Source organism: Kitasatospora sp. NPDC004289 (genome assembly GCF_053602875.1).
Genome location: NZ_JBSGEL010000059.1, coordinates 1 through 17,538 on the forward strand (window position 1 = coordinate 1; position 17,538 = coordinate 17,538).

16 protein-coding genes are annotated in these 17,538 nt (G+C 72.0%); 7 read left to right on the top strand and 9 right to left on the bottom strand.

All coding sequences use genetic code 11. The features are described from left to right. Nucleotides 1-135: 135 nt before the first annotated feature. Nucleotides 136-390: a hypothetical protein gene (locus ACWEPF_RS30340; protein WP_345282420.1), complete on the bottom strand. Its 255-nt coding sequence runs from the start codon at nucleotides 388-390 to the stop codon at nucleotides 136-138. 66 nt (nucleotides 391-456) lie between these two features. Between ACWEPF_RS30340 and holA the strand changes: the two genes are divergently transcribed. Beyond that, nucleotides 457-1,452, top strand: coding sequence for a DNA polymerase III subunit delta (gene holA, locus ACWEPF_RS30345; RefSeq protein WP_452175080.1), 996 nt, complete (start codon nucleotides 457-459; stop codon nucleotides 1,450-1,452). Nucleotides 1,453-1,542: 90 nt separating this feature from the next. On the opposite strand, the gene ACWEPF_RS30350 is transcribed toward holA, so the two are convergent. From ACWEPF_RS30350 to ACWEPF_RS30360, 3 genes are all read right to left on the bottom strand, one after another. After that, entirely contained in the window at nucleotides 1,543-2,262 is a 720-nt protein-coding gene (locus tag ACWEPF_RS30350) for a hypothetical protein (protein ID WP_452175081.1), read from the bottom strand. A gap of 313 nt (nucleotides 2,263-2,575) precedes the next feature. Next, on the bottom strand, nucleotides 2,576-2,833 hold the full coding sequence (rpsT, locus tag ACWEPF_RS30355; protein WP_345282430.1) for a 30S ribosomal protein S20: 258 nt from the start codon (nucleotides 2,831-2,833) through the stop codon (nucleotides 2,576-2,578). 146 nt (nucleotides 2,834-2,979) lie between these two features. Next, complete coding sequence (locus ACWEPF_RS30360) at nucleotides 2,980-3,285, bottom strand: antibiotic biosynthesis monooxygenase family protein (protein WP_345282432.1); 306 nt, start codon at nucleotides 3,283-3,285, stop codon at nucleotides 2,980-2,982. A gap of 109 nt (nucleotides 3,286-3,394) precedes the next feature. On the opposite strand from ACWEPF_RS30360, the gene lepA reads away from it, so the two are divergent. Beyond that, nucleotides 3,395-5,266 (top strand): translation elongation factor 4, encoded by a 1,872-nt coding sequence (gene lepA / locus ACWEPF_RS30365; RefSeq protein ID WP_452175105.1) that lies wholly within the window; start codon nucleotides 3,395-3,397, stop codon nucleotides 5,264-5,266. A 54-nt stretch (nucleotides 5,267-5,320) separates the two neighbouring features. Here the strand turns inward: lepA and ACWEPF_RS30370 are convergent, their stop codons facing one another. From ACWEPF_RS30370 to ACWEPF_RS30380, 3 genes are read right to left on the bottom strand one after another with little or no spacing between them, the layout of a single operon-like run. Beyond that, entirely contained in the window at nucleotides 5,321-6,409 is a 1,089-nt protein-coding gene (locus tag ACWEPF_RS30370; protein ID WP_452175082.1) for an NAD(P)/FAD-dependent oxidoreductase, read from the bottom strand. Between the two features lie 56 nt (nucleotides 6,410-6,465). Next, nucleotides 6,466-7,365 (bottom strand): sigma-70 family RNA polymerase sigma factor, encoded by a 900-nt coding sequence (locus ACWEPF_RS30375; protein ID WP_452175083.1) that lies wholly within the window; start codon nucleotides 7,363-7,365, stop codon nucleotides 6,466-6,468. Nucleotides 7,366-7,382: 17 nt separating this feature from the next. Continuing rightward, on the bottom strand, nucleotides 7,383-7,895 hold the full coding sequence (locus tag ACWEPF_RS30380) for a MarR family winged helix-turn-helix transcriptional regulator (protein ID WP_452175084.1): 513 nt from the start codon (nucleotides 7,893-7,895) through the stop codon (nucleotides 7,383-7,385). 61 nt (nucleotides 7,896-7,956) lie between these two features. On the opposite strand from ACWEPF_RS30380, the gene ACWEPF_RS30385 reads away from it, so the two are divergent. Next, the gene (locus ACWEPF_RS30385; RefSeq protein WP_345282438.1) at nucleotides 7,957-8,892 is read left to right on the top strand and encodes an EamA family transporter; all 936 of its coding nucleotides are present in this window, start codon (nucleotides 7,957-7,959) and stop codon (nucleotides 8,890-8,892) included. A 40-nt stretch (nucleotides 8,893-8,932) separates the two neighbouring features. Here the strand turns inward: ACWEPF_RS30385 and ACWEPF_RS30390 are convergent, their stop codons facing one another. Continuing rightward, nucleotides 8,933-10,831: an ABC transporter ATP-binding protein gene (locus ACWEPF_RS30390; protein WP_452175106.1), complete on the bottom strand. Its 1,899-nt coding sequence runs from the start codon at nucleotides 10,829-10,831 to the stop codon at nucleotides 8,933-8,935. A gap of 128 nt (nucleotides 10,832-10,959) precedes the next feature. Then, nucleotides 10,960-12,693, bottom strand: a complete 1,734-nt coding sequence (locus ACWEPF_RS30395; RefSeq protein WP_452175085.1) for an ABC transporter ATP-binding protein — start codon at nucleotides 12,691-12,693, stop codon at nucleotides 10,960-10,962. A gap of 281 nt (nucleotides 12,694-12,974) precedes the next feature. Here ACWEPF_RS30395 and ACWEPF_RS30400 point away from each other — a divergent pair, with 281 nt between their 5' ends. From ACWEPF_RS30400 to ACWEPF_RS30415, 4 genes are all read left to right on the top strand, one after another. Beyond that, a complete protein-coding gene (locus tag ACWEPF_RS30400) occupies nucleotides 12,975-14,870 on the top strand; it encodes an AMP-dependent synthetase/ligase (RefSeq protein WP_452175086.1) in 1,896 nt (631 codons plus the stop codon). Between the two features lie 58 nt (nucleotides 14,871-14,928). After that, nucleotides 14,929-16,158 (top strand): radical SAM family heme chaperone HemW, encoded by a 1,230-nt coding sequence (hemW, locus tag ACWEPF_RS30405; RefSeq protein WP_452175087.1) that lies wholly within the window; start codon nucleotides 14,929-14,931, stop codon nucleotides 16,156-16,158. 169 nt (nucleotides 16,159-16,327) lie between these two features. Further along, complete coding sequence (locus ACWEPF_RS30410) at nucleotides 16,328-16,879, top strand: RNA polymerase sigma factor (RefSeq protein WP_345282445.1); 552 nt, start codon at nucleotides 16,328-16,330, stop codon at nucleotides 16,877-16,879. Beyond that, nucleotides 16,876-17,481, top strand: a complete 606-nt coding sequence (locus ACWEPF_RS30415; protein ID WP_452175088.1) for a hypothetical protein — start codon at nucleotides 16,876-16,878, stop codon at nucleotides 17,479-17,481. The genes ACWEPF_RS30410 and ACWEPF_RS30415 overlap by 4 nt, the downstream gene beginning before the upstream one ends. Nucleotides 17,482-17,538: the final 57 nt, after the last annotated feature.

Consider the following 17,538-nt stretch of genomic DNA (forward strand, 5'->3'; position numbering starts at 1 on the left):
AGGGCCGCGCCGACGGCCATCGCGCCGGTGAGGTTCGGTCCGGGGGCGCGGGAGAGGCGGCGGGCCAGCTGAGGGGCGGTCAGTGCGACGAAGGACCGGAGCGACGGGGGCCGGTGCGGTGGGGAGTGCCGGGGCTCAGGCCTCCTCCCGCCAGCCCTCCTGGTCGGTGGCCAGCTCGTCCAGGGCGCGCAGCTGGGCCGGGGTCCAGCCGTCCTCGGGGGCCTCCACGGCCACGACCCACTGGGCGTCCTCGGCGTCGTCCTCGCCGGCCAGGGCGTCCCGGGCCACCTCGATCTCGCCCAGGTCGGGCCAGCGGGCGGAGAGTTCCTCGGCGACCTCGTCGGCGGCGTCGCGGTCGGGGAACACAAGCAACTGTCGGGTGTCGTTCATGGTCACGGGGACCATTGTGCACAGCCGTCGGGATGCTGTCGGCAGCGCATGCGATCCTGGTAGGCGATGGCCAGGAAGAGTGCACCCGATGACCTGCTCGCCCCGCTGACCCTCGCGGTCGGCCAGGAGGAGCTGCTGCTCGACCGCGCGGTCGCGGCGGTGGTGGCCGCGGCCAAGGAGGCCGATCCGGACACGGACGTGCGGGACCTCCCTCCGGGCGGTCTCCAGCCCGGTGGCCTGGCCGAGTTGACCACCCCTTCGCTCTTCGCGGAGCGGAAGGTGATCGTGGTCCGCGCCGCCCAGGACCTCTCCGCCGACTCGGTCAAGGAGGTCAAGGCGTACCTGGAGGCCCCCGCCGAGGAGGTCATCATGGTGCTGGTGCACGCCGGCGGGGCCAAGGGCAAGGGTCTGCTGGACGCGGGGCGGAAGGCCGGCGGCCGCGAGGTGGCCTGCGCCAAGCTCACCAAGGCGGGCGAGAAGCTGGCCTTCGTCAAGAACGAGTTCCGCACGCTGGGCCGGTCGGCCACCCCGGAGGCCTGCCAGGCGCTGCTCGACTCACTCGGCAGCGACCTGCGTGAACTGGCCGCCGCCTGCAGCCAGTTGACCTCCGACGTCGAGGGGGCGATCGACGAGACGGTGGTCGCCAAGTACTACAGCGGCCGGGCCGAGGCCACCGGCTTCGAGGTCGCGGACCTGGCCGTCACAGGCCGGGCCGCCGAGGCCCTGGAGCGGCTGCGCTGGGCCCTGGCGGTAGGCCAGCCGCCCACCGGCATCACCTACGCGCTGGCCTCCGGCGTCCGCTCCATCGGCCGCCTCGCCACCGCCGGGCGGAACATGCGCCCGGCCGACCTGGCCCGCGAACTCGGCATGCCGCCCTGGAAGGTGGACCGGGTCCGCCAGCAGATGCGCGGCTGGACGGGCGACGGCGTGGCCGCCGCCCTGACCGCCGTCGCCCAGGCCGACGCGGCCGTCAAGGGCGGCTCCGACGACCCGGCCTACGCCCTGGAGCGCGCCGTGGTCGCCGTGGCCCGCGCCGCCCGCGCGGGCGCCCGCCAGTACTGACGGGGCCCGTCGCCGACCGCTGCTGACGGTCGTTCGGCCCGCCCTTCACCGCGCGGCCCGGTCCTCCGCCTCCGCCGAGGGGACGCCGGATCAGGCGCTGCTCTGCCCCAGGGCGCGCAGCAGGTCCCGGCTGTCCATCAGCAGCGCCTGCCGGATGGTCTCCCGGTCCGGCTCGACGCCCTTGCCCTCCTGGTAGGAGCCGGACCAGCTGAGGTAGTAGGTCAGCGCCCCGTCGCGGACGTAGAGCACCTGGGTGAGGTAGTGCCAGCTCCGGTCCGAGCTGCTGCGGTCGTCCAGGAAGCCGACGTAGGCCTGCTCGCCCAGCTCGGGCACCTCGGTGATCTGGTAGTGGCGCTGCCGCAGCCCGGACTGCTGGGCCTCGAACTCGGCCCGCGGGTCGACCCGCCGGTGCAGCTGGGCCTGCATGTAGAGGGAGGAGTACTCCGTCTCGCCGGCGCTCTTCTTCAGGTACTTGCTGCAGTACATGTCGTCCAGCGCCGCGTGCCGGGTCGAGTAGTGGTACGGCGTGCCGGACTGCGCGGGGTACAGCTGGGAGAAGCGGTTGAGCTTCGCGGTGGTGCACAGGTCGTCGACCACCCGGTAGGCCTTGAGGTCCGGCGCGAGCCCGTCCGGCAAGGCGACCAGGCCCGGCACGGTGAGCACCGCGGCGGCCCAGATCGCCGAGGCCAGTGCGGCGCCGGCGGCGCCCCAGACCAGGTGCCGGCGACTGCGGCGCGGCGGGCGCCGGTAGGGCGGCGGTGGTCCGTACGACCGGTCGCCGTCCGTCCGGGTCGGTACCTGATGCGTCATCTGATGAGCCCCCAAACCGGGATCCGCACGGAGCGCGTCGCACGAACCATATCGGTGACCAGGGCATGGCAGAACGTGAGGGAGCATCAGGTCCGCCCCCGGAAGGGCCCCGGGAACGCCGACAGGCGCCGCGGCCGGAGCCGCGACGCCTGTCGCTGTACCGCACCCGCGTGGCGAACGCAGGCCGCGTGCGGTACGGAGTCACTACGCCTCACGTGTTCCGGGTAGAGGGCCGGAAGTTGACGCGAGGGGAGTTGGGCGGCGGAGGCGGGTAGAGGGCCGCCGGTCACGCCACCCGGGGGGTGCCGTCAGATCAGGCCGCGACGAGCTTGGTGATCGCGGACTTCTTGTTGGCGGCCTGGTTCTTGTGGATGATGCCCTTGCTGGCGGCCTTGTCGAGCGCCTTGGAGGCGACCTTGGCCAGCTCGGCGGCCTTCTCGGTCTCGCCGGCGACAGCGGCCTCACGGGCCTTGCGCAGGGCGGTCTTGAGGGAGGACTTGACGGCCTTGTTGCGCAGGCGCGCCTTCTCGTTGGTCTTGTTGCGCTTGATCTGGGACTTGATGTTCGCCACGAAAGTGCCTCAGCTTTTGTCTGGAAGTTGAACGGGTCGCACCCGGCGGGCAGCTGAGAGGGCATACCTGTGCCGAGTGCAGCGGCCAACGCTACCAAAGCCCCCGCGCGCCCCCCAAACCGGCCGGGCCGTGACCGCGTCCGCGGCTACGCCGTGAGCAGCGCCTCGCCGTAGTGCTCGACCTCGGGGAACGGCTCGTAGAAGTGGTGCAGCAGCCGGCGCCACTCCTGGTACTCGGCCGAGCCGCGGAAGCCCTCGGTGTGGTCCTCCAGGGTCTCCCACTCCACCTGGAGCAGGAAGCGGGAGCCGCGCCCCTGGTCCAGGCAACGCCGCAGCTCCAGCGAGCGGAAGCCGTGCTGCACGGCGATCAGCGGGCGGGCCTCGGCGAAGGCGGCCAGGAAGGCCTCCTCCTGGCCGGGGCGGACGTCGAGCAGGGCACTCTCCAAGATCATGGCCCCTGATCCTGCCCCAGCGGGAGGAGTTGCGGAAGAGCTGAACGGCGGGCCGCACCGCGGCCGTGGGAGGATGGACGGAATCACATCGACCGCCCCGAGGACCAAGGTGCCCGCGATCCCGAGCAACGTGCCAGAGCCCAGCCGTACCGACCCGGCGCTGATCCGCAACTTCTGCATCATCGCCCACATCGACCACGGCAAGTCGACGCTCGCCGACCGGATGCTGCAGATCACCGGCGTGGTCGACCCCCGGCAGATGCGCGCCCAGTACCTCGACCGGATGGACATCGAGCGCGAGCGCGGCATCACCATCAAGTCCCAGGCGGTCCGTCTGCCGTGGGCGCCGAAGACCGGCGACCAGACCGGTCAGACGCACATCCTGAACATGATCGACACCCCGGGCCACGTGGACTTCACCTACGAGGTGTCCCGCTCGCTCGCCGCGTGCGAGGGCACCATCCTCGTGGTGGACGCCGCCCAGGGCATCGAGGCGCAGACCCTCGCCAACCTGTACCTGGCGCTGGAGAACGACCTCACGATCATCCCGGTGCTGAACAAGATCGACCTTCCGGCCGCCCAGCCGGAGAAGTACGCCGCCGAGATCGCGCACATCATCGGCTGCGACCCGGAGGACGTGCTCAAGGTCTCGGCCAAGACCGGCCTCGGCGTCGAGGAGCTGCTCGACCACATCGTCGAGAAGATCCCGGCCCCGGTCGGCGTCAAGGACGCCCCGGCCCGCGCGATGATCTTCGACTCGGTCTACGACTCCTACCGCGGCGTGGTCACCTACGTCCGAGTGGTCGACGGTCAGCTCACCAAGCGCGAGCGGATCGCCATGATGTCCACCGGCGCCACCCACGAGCTGCTGGAGATCGGCGTCATCTCGCCCGAGCCGAAGGTCGCCGACGGCCTCGGCGTCGGTGAGGTGGGCTACATCATCACCGGTGTGAAGGACGTCCGGCAGTCCAAGGTCGGTGACACGATCACCTCGATGCACAAGGGCGCCACCGAGCCGCTGGGCGGCTACAAGGACCCGCGTCCGATGGTGTTCTCCGGCCTCTACCCGCTGGACGGCTCGGACTATCCGCTGCTGCGCGACGCGCTGGACAAGCTGCGCCTCAACGACGCCGCCCTGGTCTACGAGCCGGAGACCTCGGTGGCGCTCGGCTTCGGCTACCGCTGCGGCTTCCTCGGCCTGCTCCACCTGGAGATCATCCGGGAGCGTCTGGAGCGCGAGTTCAACCTCGACCTGATCTCGACCGCGCCGAACGTGATCTACCGCGTGGTGATGGAGGACGGCACCGAGCACACCGTCACCAACCCGAGCGAGTTCCCCACCGGCAAGCTGGCCGAGGTGTACGAGCCGGTGGTGCGCGGCACCATCCTGGCGCCGAACGACTTCGTCGGCGCGATCATGGAGCTCTGCCAGGCCCGCCGCGGCAACCTCCAGGGCATGGACTACCTCTCCGAGGACCGGGTCGAGCTGCGCTACACCCTGCCGCTGGCCGAGATCGTCTTCGACTTCTTCGACCAGCTGAAGTCCAAGACCCGCGGCTACGGCTCCTTCGACTACGAGCCGATCGGCGAGCAGAGCGCCAACCTGGTGAAGGTCGACATCCTGCTGCACGGCGACGCGGTGGACGCGTTCTCCGCCATCGTGCACAAGGACAAGGCCTACAACTACGGCGTCATGATGGCCGGCAAGCTCCAGAAGCTGATCCCGCGTCAGCAGTTCGAGGTGCCGATCCAGGCCGCCATCGGCTCCCGGGTGATCGCCCGCGAGACGGTCCGCGCCATCCGCAAGGACGTCCTCGCCAAGTGCTACGGCGGTGACATCTCCCGCAAGCGCAAGCTGCTCGAGAAGCAGAAGGAGGGCAAGAAGCGCATGAAGATGGTCGGCCGGGTGGAGGTCCCCCAGGAGGCCTTCATCGCCGCGCTCTCCACGGACGCGGACGCCCCCAAGGGCGAGAAGAAGTAGTCCCGCGGTCAGTGCGAAGGGCCCCCTCCCGGCGGGAGGGGGCCCTTCGGCGTCTCAGCGCAGGCCCTTGATGATCACCTTGAGGATCAGGCTCTTGGTCCAGCGGCCGAGCGCGCCGGTCAGCACGGTGTCGCGCATCGAGTCGTCCGGGTGGACCAGCTGCACCAGCCCGTCCCGGCGGCCCAGGCTGATGCACTGGAGCTGGTACTTGAAGGCGAAGGGCTTGGCGGTCTTCCCGGTCAGCAGGTCGCCCAGGTAGCCGCCCTGGGGGAGGGCCGAGACGCAGCCCATCCGCAGTTCGCCGACGCCCTCCACCCTGACCTGGGCGGCGTCGCCGACCACGTGCACGTCCGGGTGCGAGACCGAGCGCAGGTACTCGTCCACCACCGCCCGGCCGTCGGCGGTGACGGCCAGCCCGGCCTCGGCGGCCAGCTCGCGGGGCTCGAAGGCGGCGGCCCAGGCGACCAGGTCGGCGTCGATCGCGCCCTCGTCGGTGCGCACCCCGGCGGCGGTCACGGCGGTCACCGCGCGGCCCTCGTGCGCCTCGACGCCGAGCCGCTCGAAGACCCGCCGCACGTGGGCCCGGCCCTTGACCGAGAGGTGGTGGCCGACCGGGGTGGCCGAGACGACGCGGACCTTCCAGGCGGGGTGGGCCTCGGCCAGCTCGGTGGCCAGCTCGATGCCGGTGAGGCCGCCGCCGACCACCGCGACGGTGCCGGGCTTCGCGGCCGCCCTCATCCGGGCGGCCAGCTCGGCGGCCCGCTCGGCCGGGTAGGCGTGCTCGGCGGCGCCGGGGACGCCGTGCCAGGCGGTGCGGCTGCCGAGCGCGTACACCAGGGTGTCGTACGAGAGCACCTCGCCCGAGTCCAGGAAGACCTTGCGGCCGTTCAGGTCCAGCTCGGTGGCGAGGGCCTGCTTGTGGGTCACCTGACGGTCCGCCAGCACCTCGGCCAGCGCGGGGCGGTGCTCCGGGTGGCCGGCGAAGGTCTCGTGCTGCCGGACCCGGTTGAGGAAGCGGGCTTCGGGGGCGACCAGGGTGACCCGGTGCTTCTTGCCGGCCCGGGTCGCCGCCGACAGGCCCGCGTAGCCGGCGCCGATCACGACGATGTGCTGCTGCTGGGTGGGCTGCTGCTGGGTGGTCATCCCGTCCTCCTGCGGAGCGCTTCTGGTTGCGTACGGCAGGAGGACGGGACAGCCGGTCAGGGTGTGACAGTGATCCGGGTCACATGGGTGAGCTTCTCCGGGTTGACCACGACGTGGGCCTCGGTGATCCGGCCGTCGGCCAGCTCGAAGACGACCACGCCGAAGACGGTGCCCGCCGCGTCGTGCCAGGCCATGCCGGGGACCCCGTTGACCAGGACGGTGGTCCAGCCGACCCCGGGCTCCGGGACCACGTACTTGGCGAACAGGCCCGTGACCAGCCGGGAGACCTTGTCCGCGCCGGTGATCGGGCGCACGCCCGCCGAGACGATGCCGCCGCCGTCGGAGTGCCAGACCACGTCCGGGTCGAGCAGCGCGACCAACCCCTGGATGTCGCCCTGGGTGGCCGCCGAGGCGAAGGCGGAGACCACCTCGCGGTGCGCGGCGCGGTCCACCGCGCAGCGCCGGCCGCCGTTCTTCATCCGGCGCCGGGCCCGGGAGGCGAGCTGGCGGGTGGCGTCGGGGGTGCGGTCCAGCGAGCCGGCGATCTCGTCGAAGCCGATCGAGAACACGTCGTGCAGCACGAAGGCGGTGCGCTCGGCGGGGGTGAGCTGCTCCAGCACGGTGAGCAGGGCCATCGAGACCTCCTCGCCCAGCTCGGCCAGGTGCGCGGGGGAGGCGTCCTCGGAGACCACCGGCTCGGGCAGCCACTCGCCGTAGTACGACTCGCGGCGGGACCGGGCCGAGCCCAGCTGGTCGTAGCAGAGCCGGGTGACCACGGTAGTCAGGAAGGCCCGCGGCTCCTGCACCTTGCTCCGGTCGGTGGCCCGCCAGCGCAGCCAGGCCTCCTGGAGGATGTCCTCGGCATCGCTCACCGATCCCAGCAGCCGGTACGCCACCGAGCCCAGGTAGCGCCGCAGCGCCTCGAACTCGTCCACCCCTGACGTGTCATCAATCACCCGGCCACCGTACCCAATCAGCCGCCGGCCGAGACCAGCAGGCGGCGCAGCAGGTCGTTGAGGGTGGCGGTCTCCTCGGGGGTGAGCACCGCGATGGTGCGCTGGTAGACGTCGACGCCGGGGCCGACCGCGCGCTCGACCATGCCCAGGCCCTCCTCGGTGAGGGTGATCCGCAGGCCGCGGCGGTCGTTCGGGTCGGGGGAGCGGGTGATCAGGGCGGCCCGCTCCAGCTTGTCCAGGCGACCCGTCATGCCGCCGGTGGTGACCATCAGGGTGGCGGTCAGCTCGCGGGGCGAGAGGGTGTACGGCGCGCCGGAGCGGCGCAGGGTGGCGAGCACGTCGAACTCGCCCCGGCCGATGCCGTGGCCGGCGTGCACCTGGCCGACCGCGTCGCTGACGGCGCGGGAGATCCGGCCCATCCGGCCGAAGACCTCCATGCCCTCGGTGGAGAGGTCGGGACGGACCGCGTTCCACTGGGCGGCGATGGCGTCCACGGCGTCGGGCGCGGGGGGAGGGGGCTGCTCGTTCATGCGGAAATTCTGCCACAGGAAAGTGACTTGACGGCAAGTAGCTTGATGGTAAGTTACTTTCATGCTTCCGAACTCGCGCACCCTGGCCCTCACCGCACTGGCCCCGCTCGCCTGGGGCTCCACCTACCTGGTCACCACCGAGTACCTGCCGCCGGACCGTCCGCTGCTCACCGCCACCCTGCGCGCCCTGCCCGCCGGACTGCTGCTGCTGGCCTTCGCCCGGCGGCTGCCCAAGGGCGCCTGGTGGTGGAAGGCGGCCCTGCTGGGCGCGCTGAACATCACCGTCTTCATGGCCCTGCTGTTCGTCGCCGCCTACCGCCTGCCCGGGGGAGTGGCCGGCGTCCTGGGCGCGATCCAGCCGCTGGTGGCGGCCGGGCTGGCCGTCCCGCTGCTCGGCGAGCGTCCCGGCGGCCGGGCCGTGCTGGCCGGGGTGGCCGGGGTCTTCGGGGTGGCGCTGGTGGTGCTCCGGGCCACCGCACAGCTGGACACCGTCGGGGTGCTGGCCGGGCTCGCGGGAGCCGGGGTGATGGCGCTGGGCACCGTGCTGACCAAGCGTTGGGGCCGTCCCGAGGGCGTCGGCCCGCTGGCCGTGACCGGCTGGCAGCTCACCGCCGGCGGCCTGCTGCTGGTGCCGATCGCGCTGCTGGCGGAGGGCGCTCCGCCCGCGCTGACCGGCACCAACCTGCTCGGCTACCTCTACCTCGCGGTGCCCAACACCGCGGTCGCCTACTGGGTGTTCTTCCGCGGTGTCGGCAAGCTGCCCGCCTCCTCGGTGGCCTTCCTCGGCCTGCTCAGCCCGGTCTCGGCCACCGTGCTCGGCTGGGTCTTCCTGCACCAGTCGCTGACCACCGTTCAGATGCTGGGCATGGCGCTGGCGCTGGGCAGCACCGTGGCGGGCGCGCTGTTCGCCGCCAAGCGCGGCGCGGCCGGCCGGGTGGTGGCGCAGGCGAAGCCCGCTCCGGTGGCCGCAAAGGTCCGGGCCCGCCTCGGAAGCTGAGACGGGCCCGGTACGCAGGGGGCGGTGAGGAGGCCTGGGTTCAGTCGACCTCGGCCACCGCCTGGCTGAACTGGGCCTGGTAGAGGCGGGCGTAGGCCCCCTCGGCCGCGATCAGTCCGTCGTGGGTGCCCTGCTCCACGATCGAGCCGTCCTCCATCACCAGGATCACGTCGGCGTCCCGGATGGTGGAGAGCCGGTGCGCGATCACGAAGCTGGTCCGGCCGCTGCGCAGCCGGGCCATCGCGCGCTGGATGAGCACCTCGGTGCGGGTGTCGACGGAGGAGGTGGCCTCGTCGAGCACCAGGATGGACGGCTGGGCCAGGAAGGCCCGGGCGATGGTGATCAGCTGCTTCTCGCCCGCGCTGACGCCGGTGCCCTCGTCGTCGATGACGGTGTCGTAGCCGTCCGGGAGCGTCCGGACGAAGCGGTCCACGTGGGCCGCCTTCGCGGCCTCCACCACGGCCTCCCGTGATGCTCCGTCAGCCCCGTACGCGATGTTCTCCGCGATGGTGCCGCCGAACAGCCAGGTGTCCTGGAGCACCATGCCGATCCCGGACCGGAGCTCCTCCCGGGACATCGCGGTGATGTCCACGCCGTCCAGGGTGATCCGGCCGGAGGTCGGGTCGTAGAACCGCATCAGCAGGTTGACCAGGGTGGTCTTGCCCGCCCCGGTCGGGCCGACGATGGCCACCGTGTGGCCGGGCTCCACCTTGAGCGAGAGCCCGTCGATCAGCGGCTTGGCCGGGTCGTAGCGGAACGAGACGTCCTCGAAGGCGACCAGCCCGCGCAGCTCCTCGGGGCGCTCGGGGCGGACCGGCTCGGCGGACTGCTCGGGGGCGTCGAGGAGTTCGAAGACCCGCTCGGCCGAGGCCACGCCGGACTGCACCAGGTTGGCCATCGAGGCCACCTGGGTGAGCGGCTGGCTGAACTGCCGGGAGTACTGGATGAAGGCCTGCACGTCACCGATGGAGAGCGCGCCGGAGGCCACCCGCAGACCGCCGACCACGGCGACGAGCACGTAGTTGAGGTTGCCGATCAGCATCATCGCGGGCTGGATGATCCCGGAGATGAACTGGGCCTTGAAGCTGGCCTGGTAGAGCGCCTCGTTCTCCTGGCGGAAGGTCTCGGCCGCCTCCTTCTGCCGCCCGAAGACCTTGACCAGGGCGTGCCCGGTGTACATCTCCTCGATGTGGGCGTTGAGCGTGCCGGTGCTCTTCCACTGGGCGATGAACTGCGGCTGCGCGCGCTTGCCGACCTTGGTGGCGACCACCACCGAGACCGGGACCGAGATCAGCGCGATCAGCGCCAGCAGCGGAGAGATCCAGAACATCATCGCCAGCACGCCGACGATGGTGAGCAGCGAGTTCACCACCTGGCCCATGGTCTGCTGCATCGACTGGCCGATGTTGTCGATGTCGTTGGTGGCCCGGCTGAGCACCTCGCCGCGCGGCTGCTTGTCGAAGTAGCTGAGCGGCAGCCGGGCGAGCTTGCCCTCGGCCTCCTCGCGCAGCCGGTACACCGCCCGGTTGATGGCGGTGGCGGCCAGCCGGCCCTGCACGATGCCGAACACCGCCGACAGCAGGTAGATCAGCAGCGTCCAGCCGAGCACGGTGCCGATCGCGCCGAAGTCCATGCCCTGGCCGGGGACGAAGTCCACCGCGCCGAGCAGGTCGGCCACCCCGCCCTGGCCGCTCGCCCGCAGGCCGTCCAGCACCTGGGCCTTGTCCACCCCGGGCGGGGTCTGCCGGCCGACCACCCCGGCGAAGATCAGGTCGGTGGCGTGGCCGAGCACCTTGGGGCCGGTCACGGCCAGCCCGATGCTCAGCACACCGAGCGTCAGCACCCCGGTCAGCAGAGCCCGTTCGGGCCGGAGCATGCCCAACAGGCGCTTGGAGGAGCCCTTGAAGTCCATCGACTTCTCGGTGCCCTGGCCGCCCATGAAGCGGCCCGGCCCGGCCGGCCCGCGGCGGGCGGCGGCGGTCTGCGAGTCGGAGCCGCCCGCCCCGTCCTTGGTCAGGTCCGGCTTCCCGCCCGGCTTCTGAGGACCCGTCGGCCCCTTCCCGGTAGTCACGCCGCCTCCTGCTCGGTGAGCTGGGAGAGCACGATCTCCCGGTACGTCGGGTTGTCGGCCATCAGCTCGTGGTGGGTGCCGGTGCCGACCACGGCACCCTCGTCCAGCACCACGATCCGGTCGGCGTCGCGGATGGTGGAGACCCGCTGCGCCACGATCAGCACCGCCGCCTCGGCGGTCTCCCGGGCCAGCGCGGCCCGCAGCCGGGCGTCGGTGGTGTAGTCGAGGGCGGAGAAGGAGTCGTCGAAGAGGTACACCTTCGGACGGCTGACCAGTGCGCGGGCGATGGCCAGGCGCTGGCGCTGACCGCCGGAGACGTTCGAGCCGCCCTGGGCGATCGGGGCGTCCAGCCCCTCGGGGAGGCGCTCGACGAAGTCCTTGGCCTGGGCCGTCTCCAGCGCCTGCCAGAGCTCCTCGTCGGTGGCGTCGGGCTTGCCGTAGCGGAGGTTGGAGGCCACCGTGCCGGAGAACAGGTACGGCTTCTGCGGCACCAGACCGACCGTTCCGGCGATCACCGCCGGGTCGAGCTCGCGGACGTCCACGCCGCCGAGCAGCACCTGGCCGCCGGTGGCGTCGAACAGCCGCGGCACCAGGCCGAGCAGGGTGGACTTGCCGCTGCCGGTGGAGCCGATCACCGCGGTGGTCTGCCCGGGACGGGCCACCAGGTCGACGCCGCGCAGCACCGGGGCCTCGGCGCCCGGGTAGCGGAACTCCACGTCGCGCAGCTCCAGCTGACCGCTGGTCGGCAGTTCGGTGACCGGGGCGGCGGGCGGGGCCACGCTGCTCTCGGTGCCGAGCACCTCCTCGATGCGCTCGGCGCAGACCTCGGCGCGCGGCACCATCATGAACATGAAGGTGGCCATCATGACGCTCATCAGGATCTGCATCAGGTAGGAGATGAAGGCGGTCAGCGCGCCGATCTCCATGCCGCCGGAGTCGATCCGGTGGGCACCGAACCAGATCACCGCGACGCTGGAGACGTTCACCACCAGCATCACGCTGGGGAACATGAAGGCCATCAGCCGGCCGACCCGGACCGAGACGTCCGTCAGGTCGGCGTTGGCACCGCCGAAACGATCCTGTTCGTGACGGTCCTTCACGAAGGCCCGGATGACCCGGATGCCGGTGATCTGCTCGCGCAGGATGCGGTTGACCGAGTCGATCCGGGTCTGCATCGAGCGGAACAGCGGCCGGACCCGCCTGATCAGCAGCAGCACCACGGCACCCAGCACCGGCACCACGACCAGCAGCAGCGCGGAGAGCGGCACGTCCTGGTTGAGCGCCATCAGGATGCCGCCGAAGCACATGATGGGTGCGGCCACCATCAGGGTGAAGCCCAGCAGCACCACCATCTGGACCTGCTGCACGTCGTTGGTGGTCCGGGTGATCAGCGAGGGGGCGCCGAAGGAGTTCAGCTCCCGGGCGGAGAAGCTCTGCACCCGGTCGAAGACCTCGGCCCGCAGGTCCCGCCCGACCGCCATCGCGGTGCGGGCGCCGTAGTAGACGCCGCCGACGGAGCAGAGCGCCTGGACGAGCGTGACGGCGATCATCACGCCGCCGAGCGAGAGGATCCGTCCGGTGTCCCCCTTCACCACCCCGGAGTCGATGATGTCGGCGTTCAGGGTGGGTAGGTAGAGGGCGGCCAGGGTGGCGACCAGCTGGAGCAGCACCAGCCAGCCGATCGGTCGGCGGTAGGTGCCCAACCGGGTCCGTAGGAGTTTGATCAGCACTGTGACACTTTCGTTGTCGGCCGAGGGAGTCGCAGCCCATTTTCGGCCTTCCGGCGGGGCGTCGGGGGGTTTACCGTGTGCCGACCAAGGGGTTTTGTACTGTCTTTGCACGGCGCGGAGAGCCGGGTGCCAGGTCCGTGTACCCCCTTACGGATCGGCGTCCGAGCCCCTAGGCTGCTGGAACCCAGCTTGTTACTCGCTGGTTAACCAGTCGGCCCGGTCGGCAGGCCCCCACGCCACCGAGCCCCACCCTCGGCCACCCGCCACCCCGGAGGTCCTCGTTGAGTTCCGCGCAGTCCACGATCGACCGGCGGCCGCCGTCGGTGGCCCACATCTTCCTGAACCGCGTCGAGGCCACTCCGAACGGTGAGGCGTACCGCTTCCCCGTCCCGGTGGACGAGCACGCGGCGGACGGTGCCCCCGGTGCCGAGCAGTGGCGCTCGCTGACCTGGAAGCAGACCGCCGAGCGGGTGTACGCGGTGGCGGCCGGCCTGATGACCCTGGGCATCGGCCCGGAGGACCGGGTCGCGCTCTCCTCCTCCACCCGGATCGAGTGGATCGTCGCGGACCTCGGCAACATGTGCGCGGGTGCCGCGACCACCACCGTCTACCCGAGCACCAATGCGGAGGAGACGGCCTTCATCCTGGCCAACTCCGGCAGCAAGGCGATGTTCGCCGAGAACGCCGCCCAGCTGGCCAAGGCGGTCGAGCGCAAGGCCGAGCTGCCCGAGCTGCGCACCGTGATCCTGTTCGACGCCCCCGGCGGCGAGCTGGAGACCGGCGGCCTGGAGGTGCTCACCCTCGACGAGCTGGAGCAGCGCGGCAAGGCCCACCTGGCCGAGCACCCGGACGCGGTGACCAAGGCCGTCGACGGGTTGGACCGCGAGCAGCTGGCCACCTTGATATACACCTCGGGCACCACCGGGCGCCCCAAGGGCGTCCGCCTGGTGCACGACTGCTGGGCCTACGAGGGCGTGGCCCAGGAGGAGAGCGGCCTGCTCCGCTCCGACGACGTGCAGTTCATGTGGCTGCCGTTGTCGCACGTCTTCGGCAAGACCCTGATCTCGGGTCAGATCCGCACCGGCCACGTGATGGCGGTGGACGGCCGGGTCGACCGGATCATCCACAACCTCCCGGCGATCCGGCCGACCCTGATGGCCAGCGCGCCGCGGATCTTCGAGAAGGTCTACAACGGCATCGCCGGCAAGGCCCGGGCCGAGGGCGGCGCCAAGTACAAGATCTTCCTGTGGGCCGCCAAGGTCGCCCGCGACCACGCCCGGACCAGCCAGGCCAACCGGATCGCCACCGGCCGCGACAGCGTGCCGTTCGCGCTGGGCCTGCAGCACAGGGTCGCCGACAAGCTGGTCTACGCCAAGATCCGGGCGGCCTTCGGCGGCCGGCTGCGCGGCGCGGTCTCCGGCAGCGCGGCGCTGGCCCCCGAGATCGGCTACTTCTTCAAGGGCGCCGGCGTCCCGGTCCTGGAGGGCTACGGCCTCACCGAGACCAGCGCGGGCTCCACGGTCAACCGGGCCGAGGACTTCCGGGTCGGCACCGTCGGCGTCCCGCTGCCGGGCACCGAGGTCCGGATCGCCGAGGACGGCGAGATCCTGCTCAAGGGCCCGGGCATCATGCGCGGCTACCACGACCTCCCGGAGCAGACCGCCGAGGTGCTGGAGGCCGACGGCTGGTTCCACACCGGCGACATCGGCGAGATCGAGAACGGCTACCTGCGGATCACCGACCGCAAGAAGGACATGTTCAAGACCTCGGGCGGCAAGTACGTCGCGCCCAGCGAGGTGGAGGGCAAGTTCAAGGCGGTCTGCCCGTTCGTCAGCAACATCCTGGTGATCGGCAACGGCCGCAACTTCTGCACCGCGCTGATCGGCCTGGACGAGACGGTGATCATGCCGTGGGCGGCCGAGCACGGCCTGGCCGGCAAGTCGTACGCCGAGGTGGTGGCCAGCCCCGAGGTGCACGCGCTGATCGACGGCTTCGTGCAGCGGCTCAACGGCGAGCTCCAGCGCTGGCAGACCGTCAAGAAGTTCACCCTGCTCCCGCGCGACCTGGACATCGAGCACGGCGAGCTGACCCCCAGCCTCAAGATCAAGCGCCCGGTGGTCGAGAAGACCTACGCCGACGCGGTCACCGCGATGTACGCGGGGGCCAACGAGGCCTGATCCCCCCGGGCCGGTCCCGGCGGTCCGGCGTTCGTCCGCCGTACCGGACAATGGGGTCATGCCCTCCGCACTTCCCGACGGCGAACCGCTGCCGTCCGACGGCTCGCTGCCCGACTCCGCGCTCGCGGAGCTCGGGCGGCGGCCGTTCGGCTTCTACCTGCACGTGCCGTACTGCGCCAGCCGCTGCGGCTACTGCGACTTCAACACCTACACCGCCACCGAGCTGCGCTCCTCCGGCGCCGTGGCCTCCCAGGACACCTACGCGGACAACCTGGTGAGCGAGATCCGGCTGGCCCGCAAGGTGCTCGGCGCGGCCGAGCTCCCGGTCGAGACGGTCTTCGTGGGCGGCGGCACGCCGACCCTGCTGCCCGCCGCCGACCTGGTGAAGGCGCTGGCCGCGATCCGCGAGGAGTTCGGCCTGGCCCCCGGCGCCGAGGTCACCACCGAGGCCAACCCCGAGTCGGTCGACCCGGCCTACCTTGCCGAGCTCCGCGAGGGCGGCTACACCCGGATCTCCTTCGGCATGCAGAGCGCCCGGCCGCACGTGCTCCAGCTGCTGGACCGTCACCACACGCCGGGGCGTCCCGAGGCCTGCGTGGCCGAGGCCCGGGCGGCGGGCTTCGAGCACGTCAACCTGGACCTGATCTACGGCACCCCCGGCGAGTCCGACGACGACTGGCGGGCCTCGCTGGACGCCGCCGTCGGCGCCGGTCCCGACCACGTCTCCGCCTACTCGCTGATCGTCGAGGACGGCACCAAGCTGGCCGCCCGGGTCAAGCGCGGCGAGCTGCCGATGATCGACGACGACGTGCACGCCGACCGCTACCTGATCGCCGAGGAGGCGCTCTCCGCCGCCGGGTACTCCTGGTACGAGGTCTCCAACTGGGCCACCACCGAGGCCGGCCGCTGCCGCCACAACGAGCTCTACTGGACCGGCGCCGACTGGTGGGGGGCCGGCCCCGGCGCCCACAGCCACGTCGGCGGGGTCCGCTGGTGGAACGTCAAGCACCCGGCCGCGTACGCGCAGGCACTCGCGGAGGGCCGCACCCCCGGGCAGGGGCGCGAACTGCTCGCCGCCGAGGACCGCCGGGTCGAGCGCATCCTGCTGGAGCTCCGGCTCCGGGACGGTTGCCCGCTCGCGCTGCTGACGGCCGACGGGCTGGCCGCCGCCGCCCGGGCACTCGCCGACGGACTGTTGGACGCGGCCGCGTACGCCGACGGCCGGGCCGCCCTGACGCTGCGCGGGCGGCTGCTGGCGGACGGGGTGGTCCGCGACCTGGTGGACTGAGCCTCCGAGCGTCGACCTCCGCCTGCCGCTCCTCCCTTTCCCGCCCCCTTCCGGCCCCCTTCCCGCCCCCTGCCCCGCGGTCCCCGCCGCCGCGGGTGAAACGCTTTCGGGTGCCGGAGCCAAGTACGGGGTGAGGAGGCCGTCGGGGCCTCCACGAGGGGAGGACGGCGTGGTCGACGCTCCGCCCGATCTCACGACCCCGGAGGGCTTCGGTGCCTTCTACCGGGAGCACGTTCATACCGTCCTGGGATTCGTCACCCGCCGCGTGACGGATCCGCACCTGGCGGCGGACCTGACGGCCGACATCTTCGTGGCCGCCCTGGAGGCCGCCTCCGGCTACCGCGCGGACCGGGGCACTCCCGTCGCCTGGCTCTACGGCATCGCGCGGAACGTCGTCGCGTCCCACGCCCGCGGCAGTGGCCGCGAGCGCGGCGCCCTGGCCAGACTCCAGGGCCGCCGCCTGCTCGACGACCAGGACGTGGCGGCCCTGGAGGAGCGGATCGACGCCCAGCGGGCCGTCCGCGCGCTGGCGGACCGTCATGCCGGCCTCTCCGAGCCGCTCCGCGCCGTCCTCGACCTGATGGTCCTGGACGGCCTCACCCCGGCCGAGACGGCCCAGGTCCTCGGCTTGAGCCAGGCCACCGTCCGGGTCCGCCTGCACCGAGCCCGCCGCATCCTGCGGGCCACCCCCGCCGCCCAACTGATCGAGGTAGCCCTGTGAACAGCACCGGGGCCGGCACCGGCCACCACACCGACCACTTCGAGCAGCGCCTCTTCGAGGAGTTGACCGCCCTCGCGTCCGAGCCCCGACCAGCCAGCCCGGCCCCGCGCCGGGTGCTGCCCCGGGTCCGCCCGGTGCCCGCCATCGCGGTGGGGCTGGCCGCCACGGTCGCGGCCGTCGCGCTGCCCGCCGTCCTGGCCGGGGAGTCCGGCGGGGCCGGAGCGGCCTACGCCGTGAGCCGGGGGGACGACGGCTCCATCGCCGTGGAGGTCCACGACCTCTCCGCGATCGACGCCGTCGCTGCGGAGCTCCGCCGCCTGGGCGTGCCCGCAGCCGCGGTGCGGGCCTCGGCCGACTGCCCCCTGCCGTTCCCCGAGGGGCCGGCCGCACGGTCGGTCCGGGCGTTCCCTCAGGACACCTCGGCCACGGTCCGGATCGACCCGAGCCAGGTCCCGTCCGGCAGCACCCTGCTGGTGATCGGTCAGCGGGAGGAGCCCGGGGCCGGAGCGGAGGTGGTCTCGGTCACGACCCGGGTGACGGGTGCGGTGCCCGCCTGCGTCCCCGTGCACGGTGGTGTGCGGCCCGTGGAGCCGGTCCGTTGACGGCGGGTCAGCGTCGGCCCGAGCGGCTCCACGGAGCCGGTGCTTCGTCCAGGAAGG

Bases quoted from the DNA above. Each gene is read 5' to 3' on its own strand.
- ACWEPF_RS30340 (WP_345282420.1), bottom strand. From the start codon at position 390: ATGAACGACACCCGACAGTTGCTTGTGTTCCCCGACCGCGACGCCGCC.
- ACWEPF_RS30390 (WP_452175106.1), bottom strand. From the start codon at position 10,831: ATGGGCGGCCAGGGCACCGAGAAGTCGATGGACTTCAAGGGCTCCTCC.
- hemW (WP_452175087.1), top strand. From the start codon at position 14,929: ATGCCCTCCGCACTTCCCGACGGCGAACCGCTGCCGTCCGACGGCTCG.
- ACWEPF_RS30385 (WP_345282438.1), top strand. From the start codon at position 7,957: ATGCTTCCGAACTCGCGCACCCTGGCCCTCACCGCACTGGCCCCGCTC.
- ACWEPF_RS30380 (WP_452175084.1), bottom strand. From the start codon at position 7,895: ATGAACGAGCAGCCCCCTCCCCCCGCGCCCGACGCCGTGGACGCCATC.
- ACWEPF_RS30360 (WP_345282432.1), bottom strand. From the start codon at position 3,285: ATGATCTTGGAGAGTGCCCTGCTCGACGTCCGCCCCGGCCAGGAGGAG.
- holA (WP_452175080.1), top strand. From the start codon at position 457: ATGGCCAGGAAGAGTGCACCCGATGACCTGCTCGCCCCGCTGACCCTC.
- ACWEPF_RS30350 (WP_452175081.1), bottom strand. From the start codon at position 2,262: ATGACGCATCAGGTACCGACCCGGACGGACGGCGACCGGTCGTACGGA.
- ACWEPF_RS30370 (WP_452175082.1), bottom strand. From the start codon at position 6,409: ATGACCACCCAGCAGCAGCCCACCCAGCAGCAGCACATCGTCGTGATC.